This window comes from Saccharothrix luteola (assembly GCF_020859565.1).
Lineage (GTDB): Bacteria > Actinomycetota > Actinomycetes > Mycobacteriales > Pseudonocardiaceae > Actinosynnema > Actinosynnema luteola.
Genome location: NZ_JAJHUO010000003.1, coordinates 309,650 through 334,677, shown reverse-complemented (window position 1 = coordinate 334,677; position 25,028 = coordinate 309,650). Strand labels below are relative to the sequence as shown.

17 protein-coding genes and 1 pseudogene are annotated in these 25,028 nt (G+C 71.9%); 2 read left to right on the top strand and 16 right to left on the bottom strand.

Annotation, left to right across the window (positions count from 1 at the left end):
• Nucleotides 1–124: 124 nt before the first annotated feature.
• The 7 genes from LNK82_RS04915 to fabG form a co-directional block, all read right to left on the bottom strand.
• On the bottom strand, nt 125–979 hold the full coding sequence (locus LNK82_RS04915) for an aminoglycoside phosphotransferase family protein (protein WP_230565715.1): 855 nt from the start codon (nt 977–979) through the stop codon (nt 125–127).
• 114 nt (nt 980–1,093) lie between these two features.
• Nucleotides 1,094–2,887 carry a glycoside hydrolase family 6 protein gene (locus tag LNK82_RS04910; RefSeq protein ID WP_230565714.1) on the bottom strand — a complete coding sequence of 598 codons (1,794 nt, stop codon included), beginning with the start codon at nt 2,885–2,887 and terminating at the stop codon, nt 1,094–1,096.
• Between the two features lie 461 nt (nt 2,888–3,348).
• On the bottom strand, nt 3,349–4,146 hold the full coding sequence (locus LNK82_RS04905) for an Rv1486c family protein (RefSeq protein WP_230565713.1): 798 nt from the start codon (nt 4,144–4,146) through the stop codon (nt 3,349–3,351).
• Between the two features lie 33 nt (nt 4,147–4,179).
• Nucleotides 4,180–4,653, bottom strand: coding sequence for a YcxB family protein (locus tag LNK82_RS47585; RefSeq protein WP_230565712.1), 474 nt, complete (start codon nt 4,651–4,653; stop codon nt 4,180–4,182).
• Nucleotides 4,650–5,678, bottom strand: coding sequence for a ferrochelatase (locus LNK82_RS04895; RefSeq protein ID WP_230565711.1), 1,029 nt, complete (start codon nt 5,676–5,678; stop codon nt 4,650–4,652). Before LNK82_RS04895 ends, LNK82_RS47585 begins: the two co-directional genes overlap by 4 nt.
• A gap of 173 nt (nt 5,679–5,851) precedes the next feature.
• Nucleotides 5,852–6,619, bottom strand: a complete 768-nt coding sequence (fabI, locus tag LNK82_RS04890; RefSeq protein ID WP_230565710.1) for an enoyl-ACP reductase FabI — start codon at nt 6,617–6,619, stop codon at nt 5,852–5,854.
• Nucleotides 6,620–6,678: 59 nt separating this feature from the next.
• Nucleotides 6,679–7,383 carry a 3-oxoacyl-ACP reductase FabG gene (gene fabG, locus LNK82_RS04885; RefSeq protein ID WP_308257159.1) on the bottom strand — a complete coding sequence of 235 codons (705 nt, stop codon included), beginning with the start codon at nt 7,381–7,383 and terminating at the stop codon, nt 6,679–6,681.
• Between the two features lie 94 nt (nt 7,384–7,477).
• On the opposite strand from fabG, the gene LNK82_RS04880 reads away from it, so the two are divergent.
• Nucleotides 7,478–10,117, top strand: coding sequence for an FAD-binding and (Fe-S)-binding domain-containing protein (locus LNK82_RS04880; RefSeq protein ID WP_230565708.1), 2,640 nt, complete (start codon nt 7,478–7,480; stop codon nt 10,115–10,117).
• A 96-nt stretch (nt 10,118–10,213) separates the two neighbouring features.
• Here LNK82_RS04880 and LNK82_RS04875 read toward each other — a convergent pair whose 3' ends face one another.
• A complete protein-coding gene (locus LNK82_RS04875) occupies nt 10,214–10,789 on the bottom strand; it encodes a TetR/AcrR family transcriptional regulator (RefSeq protein ID WP_230565707.1) in 576 nt (191 codons plus the stop codon).
• A 102-nt stretch (nt 10,790–10,891) separates the two neighbouring features.
• Between LNK82_RS04875 and LNK82_RS04870 the strand changes: the two genes are divergently transcribed.
• Complete coding sequence (locus tag LNK82_RS04870; protein ID WP_230565706.1) at nt 10,892–11,776, top strand: NmrA/HSCARG family protein; 885 nt, start codon at nt 10,892–10,894, stop codon at nt 11,774–11,776.
• Between the two features lie 13 nt (nt 11,777–11,789).
• Here the strand turns inward: LNK82_RS04870 and LNK82_RS04865 are convergent, their stop codons facing one another.
• From LNK82_RS04865 to LNK82_RS04830, 8 genes and pseudogenes are all read right to left on the bottom strand, one after another.
• Nucleotides 11,790–12,146 carry an ester cyclase gene (locus LNK82_RS04865; RefSeq protein ID WP_230565705.1) on the bottom strand — a complete coding sequence of 119 codons (357 nt, stop codon included), beginning with the start codon at nt 12,144–12,146 and terminating at the stop codon, nt 11,790–11,792.
• Nucleotides 12,147–12,186: 40 nt separating this feature from the next.
• The gene (cutA, locus tag LNK82_RS04860) at nt 12,187–12,516 is read right to left on the bottom strand and encodes a divalent-cation tolerance protein CutA (protein ID WP_230565704.1); all 330 of its coding nucleotides are present in this window, start codon (nt 12,514–12,516) and stop codon (nt 12,187–12,189) included.
• Nucleotides 12,517–12,596: 80 nt separating this feature from the next.
• Entirely contained in the window at nt 12,597–13,595 is a 999-nt protein-coding gene (locus LNK82_RS04855) for a LacI family DNA-binding transcriptional regulator (RefSeq protein ID WP_230565703.1), read from the bottom strand.
• A gap of 1 nt (nt 13,596) precedes the next feature.
• On the bottom strand, nt 13,597–16,197 hold the full coding sequence (locus LNK82_RS04850) for a beta-glucosidase family protein (RefSeq protein ID WP_230565702.1): 2,601 nt from the start codon (nt 16,195–16,197) through the stop codon (nt 13,597–13,599).
• A 270-nt stretch (nt 16,198–16,467) separates the two neighbouring features.
• Nucleotides 16,468–19,404 carry a glycoside hydrolase family 48 protein gene (locus tag LNK82_RS04845; RefSeq protein ID WP_230565701.1) on the bottom strand — a complete coding sequence of 979 codons (2,937 nt, stop codon included), beginning with the start codon at nt 19,402–19,404 and terminating at the stop codon, nt 16,468–16,470.
• A gap of 114 nt (nt 19,405–19,518) precedes the next feature.
• Nucleotides 19,519–22,461 (bottom strand): glycoside hydrolase family 9 protein, encoded by a 2,943-nt coding sequence (locus LNK82_RS04840; protein ID WP_230565700.1) that lies wholly within the window; start codon nt 22,459–22,461, stop codon nt 19,519–19,521.
• A gap of 215 nt (nt 22,462–22,676) precedes the next feature.
• Entirely contained in the window at nt 22,677–22,964 is a 288-nt protein-coding gene (locus LNK82_RS04835) for a cellulose binding domain-containing protein (RefSeq protein WP_230565831.1), read from the bottom strand.
• 126 nt (nt 22,965–23,090) lie between these two features.
• Nucleotides 23,091–24,929 (bottom strand): annotated as a pseudogene (locus tag LNK82_RS04830) (glycoside hydrolase family 3 protein); the annotation flags it as partial.
• Between the last annotated feature and the right edge of the window lie 99 nt (nt 24,930–25,028).

The window sequence follows — 25,028 nt, the reverse complement described above, 5'->3', positions numbered from 1 at the left end:
TCGGACCCTTCTGGGAGAATGAGAACAGGGGTTCCCTGGGCGGGGACTCCTGCGAAGCGTCGGCTCGGCCGACTCCGAGCATCGGCTCGGCCGGCGCGCCACGGGCGCGGATGTGACAGCGGGTTCAGCGGGCCAGGGTGAGCAGTTCGGTGCGGGCCGCCTCGTCGTCCAGGTAGGCGATGGCGATCATCGGCGCGAGGGCGCGGCACCAGGCGTGCAGGCGGTCCGGGTCGAGGGAGGCGGCCTCGGCCACGGCGGTCGCGCGCTCGGCCACGCCCTCGCGGCCCGCGCCGGCCAGGGCGTAGTCCACGACGTCGAAGCACGGGTCGCCCACGCACGGGCGCGGGTCGATCGCCATCAGGACCTCGCCGCCGCCCAGGACGTTGCCCAGGTGGAGATCGCCGTGCAGCAGCACCTGCGGCTGGGTGCCGAGCAGCGCGCGGCAGCGGTCCAGGGCTCGGGTCCACGTCTGCTCCGAGACGTGGGCGGCCACCGCGGGTTCGGCCAGGCGGCGGCCGATGCGGGTGTAGGCCTCCTCGCAGCGGGCGCGCAGGAACTGCCACGGCCCTCCCCCGGTCGGCACGGTGTGCAGCGCGGCCACCAGATCGGCCCACTCCCGCGGCGACGGCGGGGTCGGCAGTTCGTCGGCCGGCGTCCCGGGCCGCACGGCTTCCATCAGCACCGCGCCGTCCGCCTCGGCCAGCACGGCGGGCACGCGGCCGGACGGGGCGAAGTGCCGCAGCACCGACGCCTGCTCGGCCAGGAAAACGGGGTCCGGGCTCAGCTTCAGGGCCAGCGGCTCGTCCCCACGCGCGCACGCCACCACCACCGACGAAGCACCCGGCGGCATCACGTCGCCCAGGGAGAGGCCCCACCGCGCGGCGACCTCGGCCGCCTGCTCCGGCACGCGCGCGCACCACGCGGCCACCGGAGGCCCGAACCGCCGGGTCAACCGCTCGGTGATCTCGTCGACGTCCACCCGTGCCACGGTAAAGGCGCGCACAAATGAATAAATGCCCGTAGGCGACGCCCGGAATGGGCGCCGCCTACGAGAGTGCAGAGCTATTCAGTTGTGGTGCCGGTCAGCCGATGGTCACAGCGCCGGGTAGGCGTTGCGCATGAGCTCCTGGAACTGGGCCGAGAACCAGTGGCCCGAGAGCGGCGCGTCGGCAAGGGCGCCCGAGGGGTTGTTGCCGTTGCGGATGTTGCCACCGTAAGTCGGGTCGCACATCCGGTCGAAGCCCTTGCCCTCGGTGTTCGGGATCTCCTTGCTCGCACCGTCGGACTCACCCGGCGGCTTGATCCAGACGTAGGCGTCGATGTTCGGCTTCGGCGCGGCCTTCGGCCGCTCACCGAGACCGGCACCGGCCTGGTTGCACCAGTTGCCCTTCTGGGCGCGACGGTCGATGCGCGACTCGTTCACGTAGGCGTCCGCGGTGGTCGCGGTCGACTTCGCGGTGGGTCGGTTGGGGCCGCCCCAGCCGTTGCGCGAGGTGTCGATCAGCATGCCGATGCTGCTGTCGAAGCCCTGCTTGACCAGCTCGGCGCGCATCGCCGTGGCGAAGCCCAGCTCACCGTTGAAGTCGTTCCAGTCCACCCACTTGGCGTTCTCCTTCACCGGGCGACCGCCGACCAGGTCGTCGACCGTCCAGTACGGCTCCTCCAGCGCGGAGTAGTTCGCCGTGTTGGTGACGAAGCCGTGGATCTTGTCCTTCGTGGCGCCGTTCTTGCCCAGGATGGCCGCGAACTGCTTGGCGGCGGCGTAGAAGTTGTCGTACTCCGGCACCGTGTCGCCCCACCCGATCCAGCCGTGGTGGCCGGAGTCGATGTAGTTGTAGACGTTCGAGATGGCGCCGAGCTTGCCGACGGCGTAGGACACGCCCTCGACGTAGTTGCCGTTCGCCTTCATCGTGTCGCAGTTCGCCACGGCCGTGGGGCGCGGCGAAACGTTGGTGACCAGGTTCGGCAGCGAGTCGATCTCGATGACCGGGACGATGCGCAGCTTCGCGTACTCCGGCCGCGACACGATGCTCACGATCGGGTCGATGTACTCGGTCTTGTAGCGACCGATCTCGTCGGCCTTCAGCTCACCGTTCGAGGCCAGCGCGGCGCAGTCGCGGCCGGGCAGGTTGTAGACGACGAACTGGAACACCAACTGGCCGTCCGCACGCGCGGCGCGCTGCTTCTCGGCCTCGTTCAGGTGGTCCGCCAGACCCATGAAGCCGGTGGTCGGCGAGCCGTTGCCCGCGATCGCGCTGATCCGGTCCAGCCACACACCGGTCGGCTGGTTCGCGATCCGCGAGCCACCCGGCTCGGCGGCGGCGCGAGCCGACCACTGCGGGTTGACGTACACCCCGGCACCCACGTACGGGTTGTCGACCCTCGGACCACCCGGGTTGTTGCCCGTGGTCGTCGTCGTGGTCGTCGTGCTCGTGGTGGTGCTGGTGGTCGTGCTGGTGGTCGTGGTCGTGGTCGTCGTGTCGATCGACCCCGTGCACACCGTGCCGTTCAACCGGAACTGCGTGGGCGCCGGGTTGGACCCGGTCCACGAGCCGTTGAAGCCGGGCGTCACCGACGCGCCGGTGCCGAGGTTGCCGGCCCAAGAGGGGTTGCGGACCGTCACGCGTGCCCCGGACTGGGAGAACGTGCCGTTCCACCCCTGCTGGACCCGCTGGCCGGCGGCGAAGTCCCACTCCAGCGTCCACCCGCCGGAAATGGCGTCACCCAGGTTGGTGACCGTGACGTTGGCGCCGAATCCGCCTTGCCACTGGCTACTGATTTGATACGAAACCCGGCAACCGGGTGCGGCGTTGGCGGTGGCGGTCGACGCCACCACCCCGGCCACGGACAGGGCCGCCACCGAGGTCACCGCCAATGCCCCGGTCATTTTCCGGGAACGTACGAACGTGCGCAGACTCATGCATCGCCTCCTTGCGAGCAACCCGCCATCTGGGAGCGCTCCCAGCGATTTCGCCGAATCGGGATTCGACGCGAGACCGAAACAGCTGCCTGGGAGCGCTCCCAGACGTACCGTAACGCACGACACCTCGTGTTGACGAGGGGTTGACCTGGACATAATCCGTGGCTATACCCGGGCGCCTACCCTGCGCCAGGCCCGCTGAGCTGGCCTTATGACACGTCGGCAGCCGTCAGGATTCGTGGCGCGCGTTCTGCCGGAATCGATTCGGAGCGCGAATGGCCGCTACCCGGATCACCTGTTCGGCCCAGGGCCGCAGCGGTTCGGGAGTACGTTCGCCGTCGAATATTCGACTCGACCTCTTGTCACCGGACAATCGGCTATTTCGAAGGTCACCGAATAGCTGTCGAATATTCGACGACGGCCGCCGCCTAATGGCGGCCGGCCCCCTGATCCGAAAGGACCCGGACGGCTTCGTCCACGGCCGCGAGCCGAGCCCGCCGCACGGCTTCGGACAACGGCCGCAGCGCCTCGTCCCGCGCCCTCGTCGCGGTCGCCGACACGGCTCCGCCCGGCGCGTCGGACGCCGCCACGGTGAGGATCGCGGCGACCTCGGAGGCGCGCTGGAGCACGCGCAGGGCACGGGGCGGCATCCCGGCGGGCCACTCCAGCGCCGTGTGCTCCGCGGACAGCGCGGCGATCTCGGCACGCACGTTCGGCCGGTGCCGCGCCACGTCCAACGTCACCAGCGCGGTGGCCGCCTCGCGCATCGCCGACGCCAGGCCGTGCTCGGCCTCGCCGATCGGCACGTGCTCGCCGCCCGGCGCGCCGGGCAGGTCGAACACCGTCCACCGCACGACCCCGTCGGCCACCAGCTTCGGCACCAGCCCCACGCCGACCTCGGGCAGCACGGCGGCCTCGCCCGCGCGCAGCGCCGACTTGCCGAGCGGGCCGTTGGCACCGAGCCCGCGCACGTCACCGGGCACGGGGATGACCAGCCGGGCCGTGGTCGCGGACGCGCGGCGCAACGACGCCAGCAGCAGCGCGGGGCCTACCGGGGCCTCGTCGGGGCCGGGCAGGTCGAGCGCCGTCGCGGTGCCGTCGTCATCGGCCACCACTTCGTGCAGACCGGCCCAGAACCCCAAGGCGTCGAGGACGTCGTCGGCCGCGGCCGCACCATGCAGCCAGGCTGACGTCCAGACGACCAGCGTCGCACTCGCACAAGACACGCCTACCGAGGGTACGCGGGCGCCGGCGACAGCTCAGGCCGCCGGGCCGACGTGTTCCACCAGCAGGGAGCGGAACTTCTCGACCGCCTCGGCGTCGGCGAACGCGCGGTGCGGCACGGCGTACACGGCGGTCGTGCCGGTCCGCAGCACGAAACCGCGCCCCGTCTCCACCCAGCCGGGCAGTTCGGCCCAGCTCAGCTCGCTGCGCGCGGCCTCGCCGACGGACATCCGCACCGAGTGCGCGTCCGCCGTGCCGGTCACCGCCTTGGCCGCCAGGGGGTGGTTGTGGAAGTTCACCGCGGTGCCCACCGGGACGAGTGCGATGATGATCACAGCGAGCACGAGCCCGAACACCCCCGCCCACGTCATGCCCATCGCCAGCACGACGGCGCCGAGCACGCCGAGCACCGCGGCGAACCACGGCGCCCACCGGTAAAGCGGCACGGAGGTGCGCAGCGCGTCACGCCAGTCGGCCGGCCTCGGCGACCAGCTGAAGTCCACGCTCACCGGCCCGCACCCGGCCGCTTCACGGGCTCGCAGCACCGCGTGGCGCAGAACGCGCCGTCGACCGTGCAGCCCAGCGCCGGGAAGTCCGACAGCTTGCGGGCCGGGGCGTCCGCCACGTGCTCGGCGACGAGTTCCGCCACCAGTTCGGCGAACCGGGGGTCGTCGTTGGGCGTGGCCGCGCGGGCGAAGCCCATGCCCAGCTCCTGCGCCCGCTCACGGGCCTCGGTGTCGAGGTCCCACACCACTTCCAGGTGATCGCTGACGAACCCGATCGGGCACACGACCACGTTGCGCACACCCTTGTCGTAGAGGGCGTCGAGGTGGTCGACGATGTCCGGTTCCAGCCACGGGACCTGCGGCGGGCCGGACCGGGACTGCCACACCACGTCGTGGTCGGCCGCGCCCACGGCCTCCGCGACCAGCCGGGACGCCTCGGCGACCTGCCGGGAGTAGAGGTGGCCGCCGTCCTCGGGCGGTCCGGCGGCCTTGTCGGCCGACACCGGCACCGAGTGCGCGGTGAACACCACCCGGTAGTCCTCGTCGGGCAGTTGCGCCGCGGCGGCGCGCACGGCGTCCGCGAACGACGCCACGAACAGCGGGTGGTCGAAGAACTGGCGCAGCTTGACCAGCTCGGGCGCGTCCTCGACCGCCGCACGCGCGCGCAGGACGTCCTCGTCGTACTGCCGGCACGCCGAGTAGCCGCCGTAGGCGCTGGTCGGGAAGACGAGGGCGCGCCGGACGCCGGCGGCCTTCATCTCGGCCAGCGTGTCCTCGACCATCGGGTGCCAGTTGCGGTTGCCGAAGTAGATCGGCAGGTCGACCAGGCCGCGCACGGCCTCGATCGCGGCGCGGTTGAGCGCGTTGATCGGCGACACGCCGCCGAAGTGCTGGTAGTGCTGCTCGACCTCGTCCAACCGCTCGGGCGGCACGCCCCGGCCCCGGGTCACGTTCTCGAGGAAGGGGCGGACGTCGTCGGGTCCTTCCGGTCCGCCGAAGGACAGCCAGAGCAGCGCGTCGTAACTCACCCGGACATCCTCGCGCCGTGGCTCGTGGGGCGCACAACCGGGTCGGGTGGGTGAGGGCGGGGTGAGTTGAGCGCACGTCGACTCGCGTCGATTTGACATGGGGCCCTTACGGGCACCCCAGGCTGGTCGAAGCCGTGTCAAATCGGCGCGAGTCGGCTACCGAGTGACAGTTCCTACAGGCCCAGGAAGTGGACGCCGCCGTCGACGAAGACCATGGAGCCGGTGGTGGCGGGGAACCAGTCCGACAGCAGCCCGCACACGGACTTGGCGACCGGCTCCGGGTCGTCCACGTTCCAGCCCAGCGGGGCCTTCTCGCCCCACATGGCCTCCAGCGCCGGGAAGCCGGGGATCGACTTGGCGGCCATCGTGCGCACGGGGCCGGCCGAGACCAGGTTGATCCGGATGCCCTTCGGGCCGAGCTCACGGGCCAGGTAGCGGTTGATCGACTCGAACGCCGCCTTCGTCGGGCCCATCCAGTTGTAGGCGGGCCAGACCTGGCGGGCGTCGAAGTCGAGGCCCACCACCGACGCGCCGCTGCCCATCAACGGCAGGGTGGCGGTCACGAGGGACTTGTACGAGTACGCCGAGACGTGCATGGCCGTGGCCACGTCCTCCCACGGCGCGTCCATGAACGGCGCGCCGAGGCACGACGGCGGGGCGTAGCCGATCGCGTGCACCACGCCGTCCAGGCCGTCCACGTGCTCGCGCAGCCGGTCGGCCAAGGTGTCCAGGTGCTCCTGGTTCTGCACGTCGAGCTCGACCACCGGCGCGGCCTGCGGCAGGCGCTTGGCGATCCGCTCCACGAGGCTCATCCGGCCGAAGCCGGTGAGCACGACCTGGGCGCCCTGCTCCTGGGCGACCTTGGCCACGTGGAAGGCGATCGACGCGTCCGTGATCACGCCGGTGATCAGCAGCCGCTTGCCTTCGAGCAGTCCCGTCACTGAAACCCGTCCTCCGAGATGTTGTGCTTGGTAGTGGTGTGCGCCCAGTGTTCGGCGGTTCAGTGGCCCATGCCGAGGCCGCCGTCGACCGGCAGCACCGCGCCGGTGATGTAGGCGGCGGCGTCGGAGGCCAGGAAGGTGACGGCGGCGGCGATCTCGTCGGTCGTGCCGTAGCGGCCCGACGGCACCTGGGCGAGGATCTGCTTCTTGCGGTCCTCCGGCAGCGCGTCGGTCATGTCCGTGGTGATGAAGCCGGGCGCGACGACGTTCGCGGTGATGTTGCGCGTGCCGAGCTCGCGGGCGATCGACCGGGCGACGCCCACCAGGCCCGCCTTGCTGGCCGCGTAGTTGACCTGGCCCGCGCCGCCCGTGAGGCCGACCACGGAGGAGATGAACACGATGCGGCCGTAGCGCTTGCGCAGCATGCCCTTGGACGCGCGCTGCGCGACGCGGAACGCGCCGGTCAGGTTGGCGTCGAGGACGCGCGTGAACTGCTCGTCGGTCATCCGCAGCAGCAGGGTGTCGTCGGTGATGCCCGCGTTCGCCACGACCACCTCGACCGGCCCGTGCGCGGCCTCGACCTCGGCGAACGCCGCGTCCACCTCGGTGGAGCTGGTCACGTCGCACTTCACGCCGAGCAGGCCCTCGGGCGCGCCGGAACCGCGGTGCGTCACCGCGACCTTGTCGCCCTGAGCCGCGAACGCCCGCGCGATCGCCAGACCGATGCCCCGGTTGCCGCCGGTGACCAGAACGGACCTCGACACGCTTGCTCCCATCGCTGCTGGTTGATGCGTGCGCGAGGCTATCCCCTACCCCTAAGTACGCCATCATCGGCCGGAGGTGGATCACAATCGGGCGGTGACCGGATTCGTCGAACAACTCCGGGTCGCGGTGGACGGCGACGTGCTCGCCGACCCCGCCGACCGCGCGCTGTACTCCGTGGACGCGTCCAACTACCGCCACGTGCCCGAGGTCGTCGTGCGGCCCCGGTCGGTGGACGGGGTGGTGGCGGCGGTCGGGGTGGCGGTCGAGCACGGCGTGCCGATCACGAACCGGGGCGCCGGCACGTCGATCGCGGGCAACTCGGCGGGCGCGGGCCTGGTGATCGACTTCTCCCGGTACCTCGACCGGGTGATCTCGGTGGACCCGGTCGAGCGGGTGGCGGTGGTGCAGCCCGGGGTGGTGCTGGACCGGCTCAACGACGCGGCACGGCCGCACGGGCTGGTGTTCGGGCCCGACCCGTCCACCCACTCCCGCTGCACGCTCGGCGGCATGATCGGCAACGACGCGTGCGGCGCGCACTCCGTGGCCTGGGGCAAGACCAGCGACAACGTGCGCGCGCTCGACGTGCTGCTGGCCGACGGCCGACGGTTCGACACCCGCACTCCCCCGCCGCTCGACCTGCCCGAGGTGGACCCGGCGTGGTTCCCCGCGCTGGACCGGCGGGTGTCCGGCTACCGGCTGGACGCGTTGCCGGACCTGACCAGGGCGTTGGTCGGCTCGGAGGGCACGTGCGCGACCGTGCTCGGCGCGACGGTCCGGCTGGTGCAGGCCCCGCCGCGCCGGGTGCTGGCCGTGCTCGGCTTCGACGGCCCGTACGACGCCGCCGACCTGGCCCCGCAGCTGCGCGAGCTGGACGTGCTCACGATCGAGGGCCTCAACGTCGAGCTGGCGCGGGCGGCCGGCGAGTCCCGGCGGCTGCTGCCGCGTGGCGAGAGCTGGCTGTTCGTCGAGACGGCGGAGGACTCGGTCGCGCACCGGGCCGCCGCGCTCGCGCCGCACTCGGTGGTGGTGACCGATCCGGGGCGGCAGCGCGCGCTGTGGCGGGTGAGGGAGGACGGCGCGGGGCTGGCGACGCGGATGGCCGACGGCGGCGAGGCGTGGTCGGGGTGGGAGGACGCGGCCGTGCCGCCCGAGCGGCTGGGCGCCTACCTGCGGGAGTTCGACGCGTTGCTGGCCGGGCACGGCAGGCGTGGCGTCACCTACGGGCACTACGGCGAGGGCTGCCTGCACGTGCGGATCGACTTCGACTTCCGGCGCGGGCACCGGTCGTTCCTGGAGGACGCGGCGGACCTGGTGGTGGCGCACGGCGGGTCGTTGTCCGGCGAGCACGGCGACGGGCAGGCGCGGTCGGAGCTGCTGCCCCGGATGTACCCGCCGGCCGCGATCGAGGCGTTCGGGCGGTTCAAGGCGGCGTTCGACCCGGACAACCGGATGAACCCGGGCCGGATCGTCGCGCCCGCGAAGCTGGACGAGGACCTGCGCGTGCTGGTCGCGCCCCCGGTGATCCCGACCAGGGCGAAGCTCGCGCTGCACGCCGACGGCGGTGACCTGGCGGCGGCGACGCGGCGGTGCGTCGGCGTGGGCAAGTGCCTGAACACGGCCGGCGGGGTGATGTGCCCGAGCTACCGGGTGACGAAGGAGGAGAAGCACTCCACGCGCGGGCGGGCGCGGCTGCTGTTCGAGATGCTCGGCGGGCAGGTGGTGCGCGGCGGGTGGCGGTCCGAGGAGGTCCGGGACGCGCTGGACCTGTGCCTGGGTTGCAAGGGGTGCAAGCGGGACTGCCCGGTGGACGTGGACATGGCCACCTACAAGGCGGAGTTCCTGCACCACCACTACCGGCGACGGGTGCGGCCTGCAGCGCACTACTCGATGGGGTGGTTGCCGCTGTGGCTGCGGTTGCGGCTGGTGAACGGGCTCACCGCGCGGCTCGGGCGGTTCGGCGGCGTGGCGCCGGAACGGCCGCTGCCGACGCCCGCGCGGTCGTTCCAGTCGCGGTTCGCCGGTGGTGGCGGCGGTGAACGGGTGCTGCTGTTCCCGGACACGTTCACCAACCACTTCGAGCCGGCGATCGGGTTCGACGCGGCGGCCGTGCTCGGTCACGCGGGTCAGGCGGTCGAGGTGCCGCGGGGTGCGGTGTGCTGCGGGTTGACGTGGTTCTCCACCGGCCAGCTGGGCGTGGCGCGGCGGGTGGTGCGGCGGACGGCCCGCGTGCTGCGGCCGTGGACGCGCGAGGGCGTGCCGGTGGTGGGGCTGGAGCCGAGCTGCACGGCGTTCCTGCGGTCCGACGCGCTGGAGGTGGCAGGCGACGACCCGGACGTGGTGCGGTTGGCGGAGTCGGTGCGCACGTTCGCCGAGCACGTGTCGCCGTTGCTGGAGCCGGTGGCGGGCGAGGTGCGGGCGGTCGTGCAGCCGCACTGCCACCAATACGCGGAGCTGGGGCTGGACGCGGACCGGGAGCTGCTGGCCAAGACCGGGGTGAGCGCGTCGGTGCTGGAGGGGTGCTGCGGGCTGGCGGGCAACTTCGGCTTCGAGCGCGGGCACTACGACGTGTCGATGGCGGTGGGTGAGCAGACCCTGTTCCCGGCCGTGCGGGCCGCCGACGCGGGCACCGCGGTGGTGGCGGACGGCTTCAGCTGCCGCACGCAGGTCCGGCACGGCTCGGACGCCGACCCCGTGCACACGGCCACCCTGCTGAGGCGGCGCCTGGGCATCTGACACCCGAGAGTCCTACGTCCACGCCGCGAGAGTCCTACGTTCGCGACCCCCGAGTTCAACGCTCGCGACGAGCGGCCGAGGTGGTGAACGTTGAATTCAGGGGTGCTGGAGGTAGGACTCTCGGGTGCTGGAGGTAGGACTCTCGGGGTGGATGCCCGTCAGGGCCAGGGTGAGCAGGCGGTCGGCTTCGGCGGGCTCGCCCTCCGCGGCCAGCGCGACGGCGTTGGCCAGCTTCAGCAGGTCCACGACGGCCACGTCGGCGCGCACTTCGCCCGCACGGCGGGCCGCCGCCAGCAGCCCGTCGCCGGCCGCGGTGATCATCGCGTGGCACGTGCGGCCGAGGGACGGGTCCGCGCCGCGCAGCAGTGACGCGGCCAGGCCGCGGTTCGCCGCCGCGTGCCCGCCGACCGCACGCAGCCAGGCCACCAGCGCGGGTCCGGGCGCCAGGTCGGCGGCCAGGGCGCGGGCCCGCTCGCACAACGCCTCGACCCGGTCGGTGAACACCGCTTCCAGCAGCGCCTGACGGGTCGGGAAGTGCCGGTGCAGGGTGGCCGACCCGACCTCGGCCCGGCGGGCGATCTCCTCCAGTGACGCGTCCGCGCCCTGCTCGGCGATCGCGACACCGGCGACCTCGACGATCCGCTCACGGTTCCGGCGCGCGTCGGCACGCATCGGACGGCTCCTCCCGAAAGGCACTGGACTAACCGGGGTGGTCCTCCATATCGTACCGCCCAGCAAATGGGGTCCCACCCCGGTTACCACCTGAGGAGAGCTGTGGACAAGACGATCGCGGTGGTCGGCGCGACCGGCACGCAAGGTCGCGCGGTGACGGCCCGGCTGCTGGCGGACGGTTGGCGCGTCCGCGCGCTGACCCGCGACCCGGCGAGGGCCGAGTCGCCCGCGCCGCTGGTGCGCGCCGACATGGAGGACGTGGGCTCGCTGGTCGCCGCGATGGACGGCGCGCACGGCGTGTTCAGCGTGCAGCCGACGGTCGGCTCACCCGGCACACCGCCGGGGTTCGGCGCCGACGACGAGGTCCGCTGGGGCGTCAACGTCGCCGAAGCCGCCCGGGCGGCCGGTGTCGGGCACCTCGTGTTCAGCTCGGTCGCCGGCGCGGGCCGCCACGCCACCGAGGTGCTGCCGGTCAACCTGGTCAGCAAGCACCGGATCGAACGGCACGTCGCCGACCTCGGCCTGCCCGCCACCGTCCTGCGCCCGGTGTCGTTCATGGAGAACTTCACCGGCGGTTACGCCCTGCGCGGCGGCACGGTGTCCACCGGCCTGGCACCGCACGTGCCGCAGCAGCTCATCGCGGTGGACGACGTGGCCGCGTTCGTCGCGACGGCCTTCGCCGAGCCGCACGAGTGGATCGGCCGCGCGGAGGACCTGGCCGGGGACGAGGTCACGCCGGTCGGGATCGCCGCCGCGATCTCGGCGGCCACCGGCCGCGAGCTGCCGTACGAGCAGGTCCCGATCGAGGCCGTCAGGCAGATCGGCGAGGACTTCGCGCACGCCAACGAGTGGCTGAACGAGCGCGGCTACCGGGCCGACGTCGCGGCCACCCGCCGGCTGCGCCCCGACCTGCTCGACCTGCGCGCCTGGCTGGCCGCCACCGGAGCCGCGCTGATCACGGCGTTCCTGGACGGCCGGCCGCGGTGAGCCGCACCGGCCATCAGGTCTGCGTCCAGGTCGCGACCCAGTACTCGACGAACAGGCCGTCCCGGACCCGCAGGATGTCGTTGCCGAAGAAGCTCGTCGGCCCCTCCGCCGTCCGGCCGCGACCGGTCCAGCGCGCCGCGACGAGGTCGCCTTCGACGATGGGGCCGACGTCGAGGGTGAAGGACAGGTCGCCGAACATCGCGTGGGTCTCGCCGACGACGGCGGCGAGTTCGGCCGGTCCGGTCACGTCGCGGTGCGGCCAGTGCCCGACGAAGTCCGCGGCGACCAGCCGTTCGGCGGCGTCGGGGCCGCCGTTCCACAGCTCGTCGAGCCACCGCCGGTACAGGTCGTGCGCCGAGGTCGGGACCATGGGTGGGGGGTGACCCGGGACCGGCCCGCCAAACCGGCCGTCACGGGGACGGCCGGGTCTCCTCGGTGAGCCACGCCAGGTAGTCGGGGTTGCCGCCGAGCACCGGCAGGGCCAGCACCTCGGGTACGTCGTAGGTGTGGCGCGCCGTGACGAACTCGGTCAGCTCGTCCACCCGGTCGTAGGCGGTCTTGATCCAGAGCTGCCACTCCCGGTCGTCGTTGACCGCGCCGTCCCACCGGTAGACGCTGCGGACCGGGCCGCTGATCTGCACGCACGCCGCCAGCCGCGCCCCCACGATCGCCTTCGCCAACGTGCCGGCCGCGTCCTCGCTGTCGGTGGTGGTGATGACCACGACGTGGTTGTCGCTCATCCACCGGAGGGTAGCGGCGGCGGCAGGTCCGCGACGCCGGACGCCCCGTCCGCACCGGGTCGGTCACGGACGGGCGTCGGTCAGCGGGTCGTGCTGGCCCGTTCGGTCAGCCGGGGCGGCAGCAACGTCAGCGGCGGGGTCGGCGTCCGGTCCAGCTTGGCCATCAGCAGCGCCACCGCGTGGTGGCCCAACTGCTCGGCGGGCACGGCCACCGAGGTCAGCGGCGGCATCAGCCGTTCGGCCTGGTCGTCCGGGCAGATCGCGATCACGGCGATGTCGTCGGGCACCTTGCGGCCCAACGACCGCAGCACCTCGACCACCGACGGCAGCGCGGCCTCGTTGTGCACCACCAGGCCCGTCACCGCGGGGTGGCGTTCGAGCAGGCCGGTGATGGCGGCCCGCACCGACCCGTGGTCGGGTTCCGTGGGCAGCGTGGTCGAGGAGACGCCGCGACGCATCGCCGCCGCGCTGAACCCGGCCATGGTCCGGTGCGCGAAACCGGTGTCGCGCTGGTAGACGGCGCGCGGCGCGCCGACCAGCGCCACGTAGGTGTGCCCGAGGTCGGCCAGGTGGTCCACGCACCGCGAGCCCGCCTCGGCGAAGTCCAGGTCCACGCACGTCAACCCGGCCGCGTCGGCGGGGAAGCCGATCAGCACCGACGGCCGGTCCAGGTCCCGCAGCACGGGCACGCGCTCGTCGTGCATCTCCACGTCCATCACGAGCAGCCCGTCGACCTGGGCGCTGCCCGCCACCCGGCGCAGCCCCGCCGCGCCCTGGTCGGCGGTCACCAGCAGCACGTCGTGGTCGTGCCGGCGGGCCGCGTTGGCGACCGCGACGACGAACTGCATCAGCACCGGCATGTGCATGCCCTCGCGCATCGGCAGCACGAGCGCGAGCACGTTGGCGCGGTTGCTGGCCAGCGACCTGGCGCCCGCGTGCGGGTGGTAGCCCAGCTCGCGCACGCTCGCCTCGACCCGCGCCTTGGTGGCCGTGGAGATCGAGCGGCGGCCGGTGAGCACGTACGACACGGTGCTGGGCGCGACTCCGGCGTGCCGCGCGACATCGGCGATGGTGACCACGTCAGCGCACCTCCCGCACGCGCACGCCGGCCGTCTCGGCGGTGAGCACCAGCGACGTGCCGTCGACCGAGATCCGCGTGCCCGGTGGTGCGGACCGCGCCCCGGGTGTCACGTCCTGGAAGGAGATCCACGCGCCCTCACGGGTGAACACGACCTCGTCGTCCACCAGTCGCACGTCGTCGCAGTCGTCGAAGTCCAAGGCGGGCAACGCGCCCGTGCGCGGCGCGAGCGCCTCCCCCGGCACGTCGACCACCAACCGGGCCCGGACGTCCCGCGACGACGCCCCGGCCAGCAGCTCGTACCGACCCGCCTCGACCACCCGGCGGTGCGTGACGACGTCCCAGTGCCACAGCTGGTCGGACCGCAGCTCGACCACCGCCGTCTCGCCGGGCGCGAGGTGGACCCGCCGGAACGACTGGAGCTCGCGCACCGGCCGCCGCACCCGCGAGTCGAGCGCCGCGGCGTACAGCTGCACGACTTCCGCGCCCGCGACGTCGCCGGTGTTCGTGACCGAGACCGTGGCGACGCCGTCGGCCCACGCGAGGTCGGAGTACTCGAACGTGGTGTAGGACAGCCCGTGGCCGAACGGGAACAGCGGCTCGCCGGTGAAGTACAGGTAGGTGCCGCCGGCCCGGATGATGTCGTAGTCGAAGATGTCCGGCAGGTCGTCGTCGGACCGGTACCAGGTCTGGGTGAGCTTGCCCGACGGGGAGAACGCGCCGAACAACGCCTCCGCGACCGCCCGGCCCTGCTCCTGCCCGCCGTGCGCGGTCCACACGATGCCCGGCAGGTGCTCTTCCTCGCCGTCCAGCGCGTACGGGTAGCTGCTCACCAGCACCAGCACCGTGTTCGGGTTGGCCTCCCGCACCGCGCGCACCAGGTCGAGCGACGGCAGCCGCAACGTGGTCCGGTCCTCGGTCTCGCGGCCGTTGATGTGCGGGTCGTTGCCCAGCACCAGGACCGCGGTGTCGGCCTGCGCGGCGACCTCCGCGGCGGCGGCGATCCCGTCCACCACGCGTTCGACCTGGAACGGCTCGGCGTCCAGCCGAACGGCACCACCCTCCACCGTCGCCGGGTTGTCGGCTCCGCCGACGGTGTTGCGCAGCACCACACCGCCGGCGGTGAGCCTGGGCTCGAACAGCTCGCGCACGTCCCAGCCGCCGGGCGCGGCGGCGGTGGCGACCAGCGAACCGTCCTCGGCCACGCCCAGGTAGCGGCGGGAACCCACGTCCCGCAACGTCCACACGCCGCCGCCCCAGTCGAAGCGGTCGAACAGCGCCCGCTCCCCCAGGCCCACGACGCCGCCGCGCACCCCGAGGTAGCGGCCGTCCGCCGCGCGCAGCGCGATCCGGTCGACCCCCTCGGTGTAGGCGATGGAGGAGGTGAACTCCTCCAGTCCCCTTCGGACGGTCACCTCGTACGGCGGGGTGCCGCCGTACCAGTCCTCGAACACCGTGTCGGCGTGGGTGCCGATGACGGCGAGCTTCGCGCCGCGCGCCAGCGGCAGCGCGGACTCGTTGCGCAGCAGCACGACCGCCTGCCGCGCGGCCTCCAGCGCCAGCTCGCCGTGCGTGCCGATCACGTCCGAGGTGATCGCCCGGTAGGGGTTGGCCTCCGCCGGGTCGTCCGGGTCCGAGTCCTTGGGCGCGGGATCGAACTCGCCGAGCCGGAACCGCAGCGCGAGCACCCGGCCGACGGCCCGCTCCACCACCGCCCGGTCCAGCAGGCCGTCCTTGATCGCCGTGGTGACGCTCTCGATCGTCAACGTCGGGTCGTCGTCCTGGTCGGTGAAGCTGTCCAGGCCCGCGTTCAGCAACGCCGCGTGCCCCTCGGCCTGCGTCGGCAGGTACGCCTGCAACCCGGCCACGTTCGACGGCGCGTAGGCGTCGCTGACGACCGCGAGACCGTCCGGCGCCCACGTCCGCAACTCCTGCTCGATCAACGGGCTCAGGTGCGCCGGACGGCCGTTGACCAGGTTGTACGACGCCATCACCGCCACCGCCGCGCCCGCCTCGACCGGTCCCCGGAAGCACGGCAGCTCGTACTCGTGCAGCACCCTCGGCCGCAGGTCGGACGACGTGACGCAGCGGTCGTCCTCGTTGTTGTAGCCCAGGAAGTGCTTCAACGTCGGCGCCGTCCGCAGGTAGCGCGGGTGGTCGCCGCGCAGCCCGCTCGCGTACGCCGTGCCCATCAGGGCGGTCAGCGTCGGGTCCTCGGAGTAGCCCTCCTCGTTGCGGCCCCACCGCGGGTCGCGCAACGGGTTCACCACCGGCGCCCACACGTTCAGCCCGTGCCGGACCGGGTCGCGGTGGTGGAAGCCCCGCACCTCCACGCCGGTCGCCTCGCCGACCCGCCGCACCAGGTCGGTGTCCCACGACGAAGCCAACCCGACGGCTTGCGGGAACACCGTGGCCGCACCCACCTGCGCGACGCCGTGCAGCGCCTCCATGCCCGTGTGGAACGCCGCCAACCCCAGTCTCGGCACGGCGGGCTGGTACTGGTGCAGCAGCGCCACCTTCTCCTCGTCGGTCAGCCGGCCGAGCAGGTCGGTCACCCTGTCCTCGACCGGCAGACCCGGATCGCGGAACGGCAACGGGTCCACGGCACACCTCTCGCGCTCGTCGAATAATTCGAAGGTGCAGCTCACTGAATCGAATCGTTTCGATCGCTGCGACAACGCCGCCGACCGGGGTCAGCGGGGCGGGGTGCCAGAAATGTGGCACAGCTCTCTCGCCGGAGTCAACACCGAAGTTTCAGGGTTGTTTCATCCGCGAGGTCAGCGGCGAGCGCATTCGGCAATTGAGACGATCCGGGACACGCCGAACACCCCCCTCACCACGTCGTGAGGGGGGTGTCGGCGACCTTCGCGGGTCTACCCGAACAGCTCCACGTGCAGCTGGAACGCCGTGGCGATCTCAGCTTGCGCCCAGAACCGGTGGTAGGTGAAGGTCGGCGCGGGGCCGCCGTCCAGGTACGCCTGGACCTTCGGCCAGTCCTTGTCCTGCTTGAACATCGAGCGGATGTCCACGAAGGACACACCGGGCTTGATCTGGTCGCCGTTGGGCATGTCGCCCGACCAGCCCGTCGGAACGTAAGGACCCTCACGCGTCGACGTGTTGTAGACGTCGTCGAAGCGGTTGTAGTCCTTGCGCTGCTCCGGCACCGCGATGCCCTTGTCGTCCTTGTGCGACAACATCGCCGTCAAGAGGCCCTCGCCGACGGTCTTCGCCTGGGCGTTGCCCGACTTGGCCGCGTAGTTGAGGAGCGTCTTGGCGTAGGACGCGGCGATGCCGACGTCCTGGCTGTGGTTGTCGACGGTGACGCGCAGGCCCGCGTTGGCGCCGGGGTTGGTGGCGTTCCAGTTGTCCGGAGCGCCCGTCCAGGTCAGGTCGTTCGGGATCTGGAACTGGCCGCCGGTGCCGACGGTGGTGTTCGCGATGGCCCAGGGGACCCACTTGTCGAGGATCTTCTTGGCCGCCGCGTTGCCGGTCTTCTCGTACAGGGCGGCGGTGCGCTCCATCTGCCACGCCTGGAAGCCGAACCAGCGGTTCGACGGCGGGTCGCGCCACACCGGGTGGGCGTCGTAGTACATGCCGTAGAAGGTCGGCGTGCCCGAAGGCGGCGCGCTGTAGGAACCCTCCCAGCTGTTCGTGACACCACCGGCGATGGCGCCGTCGGCCGACTGGAGCCACTGCAGCAGCTCCAGCTGGCGGGTCATCGACGTGGCCCAGTCCTGCTGGCCGGTCGCCGACTTCGGCTTCAGCGCGGGCACGTTCGCCAACGCGTAGGCCGCGAGCGGGTTCTGGTAGCCCTGGTGCGACGCGCCGTCACCGATGCGCCACGCCCAACCGGCGGACGTGTCGGTCGCGCCACCCCACGCGTAGTACCAGGACATCAGGTAGTGCGCGCTGTCCTTGCCGGTACCGGCCGCGCAGCTCGGGCTGGCGCAGTTGCCGATCTTCTTGAAGTACTTGTCGAACATGGCGTAGCGGAGGTAGTCGCCCATCTTGGCGGCCTTCTCCAGCTCGGGCGCGACCTCGCTGGCCTTGCCCTGCTCGGTCGCCCACTCCTGCGCCAGCATGGCCACCTGCACCGCACGCGCGTCGGCGTCCGGGGCGTTGGTGTACTTCCACTGCTTGGCGTAGCTGGCGTCCTTGGTGAACAGGTCGAGGAAGCCGTTGGGGCCACCGTGCGCGAAGGTGTCGCAGGACGGCTGCGGGATGGTCTCCCACACCGACTCCGACGAACCGCGCTGGTAGGTGTTGATGTACGCGGGCGCCGCGTCGGACTCGTCGCCGCACCGGCCGAAGCCGTAGGTGTTGTCGACGTCGAGCAGCCAGTGCATGCCGTAGATGTCGCTGTTGCCGTAGGCCGACTTCAGCTCGGCCGCGATCGGGTCGCGACCCACCGGCACGCCGGAGTCGAGCACCGACGGGTACTGGTCCATCCGCGGGTGCTCCGGCGCGTACGTCGCCGGCTTGGAGGCGTCGTACTTGTCGTTGGTGGGCTGGTCCGCCTTGGCCGGGATGATGTACTTCTCCATCGAGGCCCAGGCCTTCTTGAACGGCGCCCAGTCACCCACGATCTTGCCGTAGCTGGCTTCCAGCCACAGGTAGTAGCTGAACGCCTCGGACGTGGTCTGGTGACCGTGGTCCGGCGCCTCGACCATCAGCGTCTCGATCGAGTGGTACGGCACCTTCAGGCCATCGGAGAAGGTGCGGAAGTAGCCGCTCGCCGGGTCGTTGATCTTGGCGTAGAGGTCCAGGAACTCCTGCTCGAACGGCGAGGTGTCGGCGCTGGTCTCCCGCACCTCGACCGTGGCCGACGCGGCGCCGGTGGCGCTCGCGGTGAACGTCGCCGTGCCCAGGGCGCCGCCGTTGGCCGCCGAGGTGACCGTGACGTTCTGCTTGGTCGCCCAGTTGGTCGGGGTGAACGTCAGCGACGCCGGGCCGGCCGTGAGGTCGGTGCTGCCGCCCGAACGCGCCACGGTGACCGTCACGTTCGAGGTCGGCGCGGTGGCCAGCGAGACGCCGAAGGTGCCGGTGGCACCCTGCCGCACGGTCAGCGACGCCGGGCTGGCCTGGATCGCCTGACCCGCGATGACGCGGATGCTGGCGATGCTGGAGTTGCCGATGCCGCCCTTGTCGTCGGTGGCGCGGGCCACGATCGCGTGCTCGCCCACGGTCGCGCCGGTCCACGAACCCGTGTACGGGGAGCTCGTGTCGGTCGCGACGACCACACCGTCGGCCAGGAAGTCGACCTTGGAGACGGTGCCGTCGGTGTCGCTCGCGGTGGCCGCCAGCGGGACCGCCTGGCCGGACTGGAACGTCTGCGCGGGCGTCGGCGACGTCAGCGTCACCGTCGGGTCGACGTTGACGTTCGGCCCGGTGCACCGCGTGCCGTTGAGGGCGAAGTCCGTGGGCGGCCGGTTCTGGCCGGTCCACGAGCCGTTGAAGCCCGGCGTGACGGTGGCGCCCGTGCCGAGGTTCGGCGCCCAACCCGGCGCCGCCACGGTGACCGCGGCGCCGCTCTGCGAGAACGTGCCGTTCCAGCCCTGCTGAACGCGCTGGCCGTCCGGGAAGGTCCACGTGAGGCGCCAGTTGTTGACCGCGTCACCTTCGTTGCGGATGGACACGCTGGCGCCGAAGCCACCCTGCCACTGGTTCGTGACCTGGTAGTTGACCGTGCAAGCCACGGCCGCGTTCGCCACCGGCGCGACGAACGGCATAACACCCGCGGCAGTTGCCGCCGCGGCTATCAGCGCGAGCGGACCGGTGCGCAACCGTCCCGCTCTGGTGCGGTACCTCATGCGTCCTCCTCCTGCACGGATCAGCCATTGACCCGCGAGCTTGAAAGGGCGGGGCGGAGTGGAGTCGGCACGGGACGCCTGGGCGCGCAGAACGCCCCGTGCCGAGTCTGGGTGCTAGGGCTCCGTGCCCCAGGCGAGGGTTCCGCCGGTGTAGGCGGTCACCCGGTCGAAGTCGGTGAGGGTCGCGCTGACCCGGTAGCTGTGGTCGTCGGCCTGGTTGAAGGTGGACCAGTCGGACTTGGCCACCCGCAACTGGATGTCGCCGGTGCTCGCGCCCGCGGCGAGCGTGCCCGCGGTGAAGGACACCTGGAGGTAGGAGTCCGCGCCCGGCCGGGCGTTGGGCAGCTTCACGACGGTGGCGCGCACGTTGGCGCAGCCGACCACCGCCCAGTCGCAGAACACCTGGTAGTTGGCGTTGGCGGTGTCGCCGGTGAACCAGTACCGCAGCGTGACGGTGGACCGGTCGACCGCCGTCGTGCCGCGGTTGACCACGGCGAGCGTCGCGCCGATCTGGTTGGCGCTCGCCGAGCCGTTGCCGCGCTGCTGCACGGCGACCGGGCCGGTCGCGCCGCCCCGCGCGGTCCGGAACGTCACCGCGGTGCTGGGCGCGGAGACGTTGCCGGCGGCGTCCCTGGCGCGGACGGCGAAGGTGTAAGCGGTGTCGGCGGTGAGGCCCGTCAGCTGGTGGCTCACACCGGTCGTGGTGGCCGCGACCGAGCCGTCCGGACGCAGGATGTCGTAGCCCACCACGGCGTTGTTGTCGGTGGAGGCGGTCCAGGTGATCGTCGCGCCGGTGCTCGTGACCGCGGCGGCCGTCAGTCCACTCGGGACGGTCGGCGCCTCGCGGTCGCCGTTGTCCGCCACGGTGATCACGATCGGCGTGCTCGCGGCCGACACGTTGCCCGCCGCGTCCTTGGCCCGCACCGAGAAGGAGTGCGAGCCGGGCGCGAGACCGGAGAGGGGGAACGTCGGGGTGGCCGTGGCACCTACGATCGTGCCGTCCGCCCGGAGCACGTCGTAGCCGGTCACCCCGACGTTGTCGGTGGAGGCGTTCCAGCCCAGGGTGAAGGTGTTGTCGGGGCCGGTGACCGCCCGCAGGCCGATCGGGACGGTGGGCGCCTCGCGGTCCACCACCGCCGGACCGGGTTCCTTGCCCCACTGCACCCGGCCGTCCTGGACCAGCACCAGGCGTTCGGTCAGCGCCACCGTGTTGCCCGTGCCGAGGCCCTCGAACGACCAGTCGTTGGACGGGTCCCACGTGCCCGCGCTGGTGATGCGGAACTGCACCTCGTGCTTGTGCGCGGACTGGCCGCCGGGGTACACGCCGGGGCACGGCACGTCCACGTAGTACACCGAGCCGCTGTGCTGCTTGGCGCCGCTGGGCGTGCCGCACTGGTTGTAGTTGGTGGTGACGGTGATCTGGTCCGGCGTGGTGGCGCCGTCGAGGGTGAAGTAGTAGCGCAGCGAGCCGTTGAACATCCGGGCGGGCCACGCGGTCTTGTTGAGGACGAACGCCTTGATCTCGGTGAAGCCGGCCGCGCTCTGGTTGACCGAGGCCTGCACGGTCAGCTCGGGGCCGTCGGTGGCCTCCGCGACCGGGAAGTTCGCCAGCGGCGTGCCGCCGTACTCCTTGTAGAGCCGGGCGAGCGCGCCGGTGAACCCGGCGTTGTAGTCCAGCGCGACCTCGTTGGCGACGAAGTCGGTGCGGTCGTCCTTGTAGGAGTCGTTGTTCGTGCCGGGGCCGCCGACCAGCGCGCCGTACAGGACGTGCCTGCTGGTCACCGGCTCCTGCATGGTGTCGGCCCACGCGCCGTGCGCGGTGCGGTGGTGGGGGTTCTTCGGCGCGTTGGCGCCGAAGCCGACGACGTAGCTGGAGCTGCGCGGGTTGTCGCCCAGCGCGTAGTTGATCTGCCGCGCGCCGAAGTCGTGGTAGGTGGTCGCCCTCGCGGCGTCGCGCTCGCGCAGCCAGTCGCTGTAGACCAGCGCGACGAACGCGGTGTTGGCCGCGTACCGCAGCGAGCCCCAGGTGTCGAGGTGCGCCTGGCCGCCCGGCGAGTACCGCACGCGGTTGCCGTTGTAGCCGGTGGTCCAGTAGTCCAGCCACCGGTTCGCGTCGGCGACGTACTCGGCCTCACCGGTCAGCTTGGCCAGCAGCACGTAGGCGCCGTAGGACTTGTCGTCCCACGCGATGGTCCACCGGTAGGAGCGCGTGGTGGTCTGCGGCTCCGTGGACAGCTTCGGGTACTCCGCCTTGGCCTTGGCCAGGTAGCTCGCGTCACCCGTGGCGCGGTACAGCCAGATCGCGCCCCACACGAGCTCGTCCTGGTAGCCGCTCCAGGAGTTGTAGAAGTTCGCCGAGTCGGTGATGCAGGCGCTGTACTTGCCGCGGTAGGTGTCGGCGAAGCTGTAGAGCTGCTTGGCGTGGGTCAGCAGCGTGGCGGCGTAGGTGGGGTCGGTCGCCTTGAACACCATCGAGGCCGACGCCATCGCCGCGGCGTACTCGCCCGCGAGGTCCGAGCCGGGGCAGGACGCGTCCACCTTGTACGACGGGCGGGCCATCTGCATGACCTCGGCCGCGCCCCACCACTTGTGGTCGTCGTCGCCCTTGCCGACCTGCCCGTAGACCACGTTGGGCGACGGGTGCGCCTTGATGATCCAGTCCGTGCCCCACTTGAGGTTCGCCATGAGGTGCCGCAGCTGGCCCGAGCTCTCGTAGGCGTCGCGGTTCTCCACCGCGCCCCACGCCAGCATCGACATCGTGGCCGCGAACGGCAGGCCGAACTTGACGTGGTCGCCCGCGTCGTAGAAGCCGCCCGACAGGTCGAGGCCGACGTCGCTGCCGTCGCGCAACGCCGAGTCGCCGCGCCAGTTGACCCGGTTGTCGGCGGGCAGGTCGCCGGACCGCTGGGCGTCGTAGAACCAGATCGACTTCTGCAGGGCCTCGCCGTAGTTGAACGCGGGCGCGGCCGTCGCGGACGGCTGGAACGGGGTCAGCGTCAAGGCGCTGACCAGCACGGCTAGCGTGCCGGCCAGCGCACCGGACATGCGTCGTCGCATGCGGTGCCTCCGAGGGGCAGGGCGGTGGAGGTTTCTGGGAGCGCTCCCAGTCCGGGACTGTAACGGCAACGAAACACCGTGAAAAGAGGGTTCAGCCACAAAGCCTTGACAAATCTGGCTTGCGGTCTCCCACCTCCTGAGCCGAACGGCGGTAGGCACTGGACCGAATGACCCAGCGTGGGGGAGCGCTCCCAGAACGTGACCACGGCGCTGCGCTACCTCGCCCGGCAGGTCAGCTCGGGCGTGACCGCCGAACCGCTCGCGGTGTACCCGAAGGACCCCGAAGCCCCGGGTGCGAGCGTGCCGTTCCAGCCGACGTCGTCCACGGAGACCGAGGTGCCCGACTGGGTCAGCCTGCCGTTCCACAGCGAGTTGATCGTTTGGTCGCCAGGCCTCGTCCAGGTGACCGTCCAGCCGCTCAGCCGGGCGGTGCCGGTGTTGGAGACGGTGACATCGGCCTGGAACCCGCCTTGCCAGGTGGCGGTGAGGCGGGCCGTGGCCACGCAGCCGCCGGGCGGGGGCGTGGAGGTCGTCGTCGTGGTGGTCGTGGTGGTGGTCGTCGTCGACGTGGTGGTGGTCGTCGTCGTCGACGTGGTGGTGCTGGTCGGCGTGGTGCTGGTGGTGGTCGGGCGGTAGCTCAGGCCGTGCCCGAGCGGGTAGAGGGCGGCCTTGCCGTCACCGGCGTTGATCGGCTGCTGCGAACCGCTGTTCATCCAGGTCATGGGCAGCGTGCCGGTCGGGTTGTAGTCGCCGAACAGCACGTCGGCCACGCCGCGGCCCTCGGTGCCGGGCAGCCAGGAGGCGAGCAGCGCGTCCCAGTCGCCGACCTGGTTCGCGATGTCCATCGGGCGTCCGGACACCAGCACGACGACCACCGGGATGCCCGCCGAGCGGAGCCGGTTGATCGTCTCCAGGTCCTCGCGGTCGAGCCCGAGGCCGTTCGGCCGGTCGCCCTGGCCCTCGGCGTACGGGGTCTCCCCCACCACCGCGATGGCCGCGGTGTACGAGCCGTCCACCCCGGCGCCGTACCGGTCGTGGGTGATCGACGCGCCGGAGCCGACCAGGTCGCGGATGCCCTGGAGGATCGTGGTGCCGGGCGTGGTGTTGCCGCTGCCGCCCTGCCACGAGATCGTCCAGCCACCGCTCTGGTAGCCGATGTTGTCGGCCGACTTGCCCGCCACGAAGTACCGGCCGGACTTGGCCAGCGGCAGCACGCCGTCGTTGCGCAGCAGCACCTGGGACTGCCGCACGGCCTGGCGGGCCAGGTCGCGGTGCGCGGCCGAGCCGACCGTCGAGGTCAGCGAGCGGTCGGTGAGCGGGCGTTCGAACAGGCCGAGCTCGAACTTCTTGGTCAGGATGCGGCGGTTGGCGTCGTCGATGCGGGCCGTGCTCACGCGGCCGGCCTGCACCTCCGCCTTGAGCAGGCTGATGAACCGCCGGTAGTCGGTCGGCACCATGACCATGTCGATGCCCGCGTTGACCGCCGCGGCGACCTCCGCGCCGGTGAAGCCCGTCGCGCCGTCGATCTGGTCGATGCCCGCCCAGTCCGAGACCACGAAGCCGGTGAAGCCGAGTTCGGCCTTGAGCAGGTCGGTGATCAGGTAGCGGTGGCCGTGCGCCTTGACGCCGTTCCAGCTGCTGTAGGAGATCATCACCGAGCCGACGCCGCGGTCGACGGCGGCCTTGAACGGCGGCAGGTGCACGGTGCGCAGCTCCTGCTCGGTGATCCGCGCGTCGCCCTGGTCGTCGCCCGCAGCCGTGCCGCCGTCGGCGATGAAGTGCTTGGCCGTGGCGAGCACGGAGCCGGCCGTGCCGCCGAGGGTCGCGCCCTGGAGGCCGTCGATGTAGGTGGTCATCGCGGTGGGGATCTCCGGCACCTCGCCGAACGACTCGTACGTGCGACCCCACCGGTCGTCGCGCGCCACGCACAGGCAGGGCGCGAAGTTCCAGTCGATGCCGGTGCCCGCGACCTCCTTGGCGGTGACCTCGCCGATGCGCTTGACCAGCTCGGGGTCCCGCGTGGCGCCCAGGCCGATGTTGTGCGGGAAGATCGTCGCGCCGCGCACGTTGTTGTGCCCGTGCACCGCGTCCACGCCGTAGATCAGCGGGATGCCCAGCGGCGTGGACATGGCCGTGCGCTGGAAGTTGTCGTACATGTCGGCCCACGACTGGGGCGTGTTCGGCGTCGGCGCGGAGCCGCCGCCGGACAGCAGCGAGCCGATCCGGTAGGTGGCCAGGTCCGCGGTGGAAGCGAGGGCGCCGCGGTCGACCTGGGTCATCTGGCCGACCTTGTCGTCCAGCGACATCCGGGCGAGCAGCTGCTCGACCCGCGGGTCGGCCTGGGCCGCCACCTGGGCGGTGGCGATCGGCCTCAGGTGCGGCACCAGCACGGTGGCGGCGAGGGCGACGGCCGCCAGGAAGGCCGTCGTCGCGGCCACCGCGACAGGTCGGGAGGGAGTGCGCGTCATTGCGTTGCCTCCGGGGCGAGAACAGGGTCCGGGAGAGTGCTGGGAGCGTTCCCAGACTAAGAATGTCCGGTTATTCGCACCAGAGATGAGCTTTTCGGC